General features: G+C 39.1%; 4 protein-coding genes. All 4 read left to right on the top strand.

The features are described 5' to 3' along the window. Positions 1-1581, top strand: a 1581-nt coding sequence (locus AC1DDX_RS26000) for a SusC/RagA family TonB-linked outer membrane protein (RefSeq protein ID WP_477622881.1), incomplete at its 5' end; no start/stop codon positions are given. A 10-nt stretch (positions 1582-1591) separates the two neighbouring features. Beyond that, the gene (locus tag AC1DDX_RS25995) at positions 1592-2875 is read left to right on the top strand and encodes a RagB/SusD family nutrient uptake outer membrane protein (RefSeq protein WP_477622880.1); all 1284 of its coding nucleotides are present in this window, start codon (positions 1592-1594) and stop codon (positions 2873-2875) included. A 58-nt stretch (positions 2876-2933) separates the two neighbouring features. After that, positions 2934-4205 (top strand): DoxX family protein, encoded by a 1272-nt coding sequence (locus AC1DDX_RS25990; RefSeq protein WP_477622879.1) that lies wholly within the window; start codon positions 2934-2936, stop codon positions 4203-4205. A 22-nt stretch (positions 4206-4227) separates the two neighbouring features. After that, on the top strand, positions 4228-4497 hold a 270-nt coding region (locus AC1DDX_RS25985), incomplete at its 3' end, for a hypothetical protein (protein WP_477622878.1).

The raw sequence follows: 4497 nt of genomic DNA, 5'->3' as shown, positions 1-4497 counted from the left end.
ATTGGTGGCAGCCCCAATCCATTGGGTTATAGAAAAGAGGTGTTTACTACCAGCACAATTATTCAGAATGAACAAACATTATCCTATGTAAAGGCACTTAATTCGAGACAAAATATTRCTGTTTTAATTGGAAATAGTATTCAGAGTACCGATGTTAAAGTAGCTCAGGAAGTAGGGCAGGGTTTCCCAAATAATTTCTTTCAGCAAATCTCTGCTGCTTCTGTAAGAACAGCAGATCAGAGAAGGTCGAAGTCTACACTTGCTTCATTTTTTGGTAGGCTGAACTACAGTCTCGATAACAAATATTTTCTTGAAGGCGTAATCAGAGCTGATGGTTCATCTAAATTTGGTGCCAATAATCGCTGGGGATTCTTTCCAGGTATAGGCGCTTCATGGAGGATCAAACAGGAAGCCTTTCTACAAAATTCAGAAACTATATCTGAATTCAAGCTTAGGCTAAGTGCCGGTTCTGCCGGGAATCAAAATGGTATTAATGACTATGCCGCATTGGGTTTATGGTCTGGCTCGGCGGCGTATCCTGATAACCTGACAAGCGGACCTAAACCTGGCGTAGCACCTGCTCAATTAAAAAATCCTGACTTGAAATGGGAAAAAACCACTACCTACAACGCAGGAATTGATTTGGGTTTATTTAAGGATAGGTTGTTTCTGAATTTTGATGCTTACTACAAATACACCACAGATGCTTTGCTTTATTTGCCTGTGCCACAGTCAACAGGGTATTCAAGCACATTAGCTAATGCCGGTGAAGTAAGTAATAAGGGAATTGAGCTGGCAATAACCGGAACAATTATTAAATCTAAGGACTTTGAATGGTCAGCAAATTTTAACATTTCAAGAAATGTAAACCGCGCGGAGAAACTGGTTAGCCCCATCACCTTTGAAGCCAGAGAGTATAGAAGAACACAGGAAGGGGCTGCACTAGGAAGTTTCTGGTTATACAAACAGCTATATGTTGACCCTACAACCGGAGATGCTATATTTCAACATGCCGATGGAACCACAGGAACTACTGTGACCACGGCAGATCGTCAGCTGATGGGTAATCTCATTCCTGATTTCTTTGGAGGTTTTTCTAATAATATCAGCTATAAAGGATTTGATTTTAACGTATTGTTTACTTACCAATATGGCAATAAAGTATTCAATTTTAACAAATACATTTTGGAAGGTGGGGGCACAAGAGATGCCTCCAGATCGATTTTAAAGAGCCAACTGAACAGGTGGCAAAAAGAAGGAGATATAACCAATACTCCTCGAGTTACCAGTGTGGGTAATAATTACAACATCGAACAGAACAGCAGATATCTGGAGGATGGATCTTTTATCAGACTTAAAGCTGCCTCTTTAGGTTATACTTTGCCTGCATCAGTAACTTCTAAAGTAAGGTTGGGCAAAGTAAGGCTGTATGTTTTGGGAACTAATCTTTGGCTTAAAACAAAATATTCAGGTGCTGATCCGGAAAGTTCGGGTAGTGCAGGTCAGAATCTCGACGGTTTGGATACAGCCACACCACCACAACCAAGAGGAATTCAGTTTGGAGCCAACATTTCATTTTAATACTAGAATCATGAATACTAAAAATAAAACACTCCTATTTTTATTGCTGATCAGTTCATCACTGTTCTCCTGCAAAAAATATTTAGAAGTTTCACCATACGATACCATACCCGATGAAACTACGATCTACGATAGATCATCAGCAGAAGCTGCAGTAAGAGGCGCTTACCGCGGATTGGCAAGTCTTAATTATGGAAGTGCTTTCCAGAATACAATACTTCAATCGGGTGGAGACATTAAATCACTAAACAATGCCCAAACGGATTTGAATGTAATCAATTATGATCTGCGGTCAGATATTGCATTCTTATCTACCTACTGGGGGAACTTCTACAACACCATTAACCGCACCAATCATATTATTGAAAAGGTGCCTCTGGTAACAGATAATAAGCTTGGTAATGATCTTAAAAATCAGCTGTTAGGTGAGGCTTATGCCATTAGGGCCTTATCTTATTTTGATCTTGCCCGGGTGTTTGGCAATGTGCAGATATTTTTAACACCAACTAATGTGGTGGCTGATAAACTAGGCGTTAAGCAAAGTACACAGGCGGAAGTGTTTGCTCAGGTACTCGAAGATTTAAACAAGGCAGAACCCTTGCTGCCTACTACTATTGTGAGGAACAGGATAACCAGGTCTACAGCAATTGCATTGAGAGCCAGACTTTATCTATATCAGAAAAAATATACTGAGGCCGAAGCCGATATCAATACTGTTTTGGCAAATCCCGGGTATAAATTGATTAAACCTTTTAATCTTGCTGCGGGAACATCAGAGTCTGTATTAGAACTTTCTTACAGTGTAAATGATGTTAATGCGGGTTACGCTCAATGGAATACCAGTAACAGGGCACTTGAACCAAAAGCAGTAATTCACAATCTTTTGAATGATCCTGCTATTGGTGGTGATCGTAAAATCCTTTCTGTGAAAAATGCTGCAGGACAATTTATTGGTGGTATTTATCCCACTAACACTTCTGCTGGATACATTATCAGAACGGCAGAATTATTTCTTAACAGGGCCGAAGCACGTGTACTTAAAACGGTACCTGATTTAAGCGGTGCAATTGCAGATATAAATGCGGTAAGGGTTAGGTCGAGCGTGCCTGAAATAAGCGCAAGTCTGAATAAGGATGAAGTATTGTTAGCTATAGAAAATGAGAGGCGTGTAGAGTTTGCCCTGGAACCTTTCAGGTGGTTTGATTTGGTCAGAACAGGTAGAGCCCCTGCAGTCCTGAACCTGAACGATCCTAATAAATACATTTTTCCAATACCGGCAGGACACAAACAATGAATCACGGGAGTGGAAACCCTGGGAAAAGAATTTGTTCCGGTTCTTCTTTATCTTTCTCGTGATACAGATTATTCCTATAGACTGGAAGTTCTACAAAGAGCTATTCTCTATCAATTGGCTTCACCTCCATTTTCACGATCTGTTTAAGTTAACTAAGTACCAACCTCAGTTTTTTTCTGACAATCAAATTGCTGAATGGGGTATTGGAGGTTTTGCAAACTGGGTAGTATTTATCGGTATTGCAGCCGTAGGTGCTGTCATTTGGGGTAAAGCAGATGCCCAAAGAAAGGAATATACCAAGTTATATTACTGGTTAAGGGTATTGGTGAGATATCGCCTTGCGTTTGTACTGGTTACTTATGGCTTTATTAAATTTTTTCCGTTGCAGATGCCATATCCTTCGTTAAGTAATCTGCTGACTAATTATGGAGATTATTTTGCCTGGAAAATATATTTCCAAACGGTAGGCATAGCACCTAAGTACGAATCTTTTTTAGGTTTTGTTGAAATACTTGCTGCCTTCTTGCTTTTTAACAGGAAGACAGTCACGTTTGGTGTAGGACTAATATTCGGTTTTTTAGGGAATGTAGCGGTAGCAAATGGATTTTATGATATAGGTGAGCAAGCGCTAAGTACTTTTATTGTGCTCTTAGCAACTTTCTTATTTGTATACGATATCCCCAGATTATATGATCTGCTCATTAAAGAAACACCGGCTTATGCCAATAAATTTATTCCAAAATTTACGGATAGTCGTTTAAGAAATGCGCGGAAAGGATTAAAAATAGCATTTCTGGCCTTTGTTGTACTCTTTGCATATAAGGCTTATGATAATTACACAAATGATCCTTATAAAATACCTCATACACCAGGTTTAAGTAAAGCATTTGGGTATTATAATGTAAAGGAGTTTGTATTAAATAAAGATACTATACCATACTCCAAAACTGATCCGAACAGATGGCAGGATGTGGTTTTCGAAAAATGGTCGACACTAACGATTAAAGTGAATCGCCCCGTTAAAATAGACTTGTCGAGCGGCGAAGAAGTTCATGAAAAAGATATTGATAGAAACTATGAACTGGCAGGATATGCCGGTCGCCACTATTTCTACTATGATGCCGATACTGTAAACCATACGCTTTCATTACAGAATAAGAATAAAAATCAACGGAATGAAAAGCTTCAGCTCAAGTATGAGCGGCCAAATGATTCCACAATAGTACTGTCGGGTATTAACGAAAACAGAGATTCGATACATGTGGTTCTTGCCAAAATAAATAAGAAGTATATGATGTTCGAGGGTCGCCGTAAACCTGTAAAAATCTAGTTGTCACTTAAAAGAAATTAAAATGTCCACATTAGAGATAAACCTGGATGCTCCTGCAGAAACAGCAGCAGCAGACAAACAAGAGCAGGAAGTAGTTAAAGAATCGCCTAAAACCGGCAAATGGAAGAACTATCAGAAAATAGCATTTCGGATAGGCTTTTTGTATATGCTTTTTTTGTGTATTCCCACTTATCCAAAGTTTTATGAAGAGCTTTTCGCTTTAAAGTTTTCGAAGATCACTTATCATGATTTTCAAGCCATAGTAGCGTTCTGGCCCCCACAGATTGTAACC

It is taken from the genome of Pedobacter sp. 10L46_2, assembly GCF_056395165.1.
This window is presented reverse-complemented; position numbering and strand designations above follow the sequence as displayed.

Coding starts and splice junctions, on each gene's coding strand:
- AC1DDX_RS25995 (WP_477622880.1), top strand. CDS start 1,592: ATGAATACTAAAAATAAAACACTCCTATTTTTATTGCTGATCAGTTCA.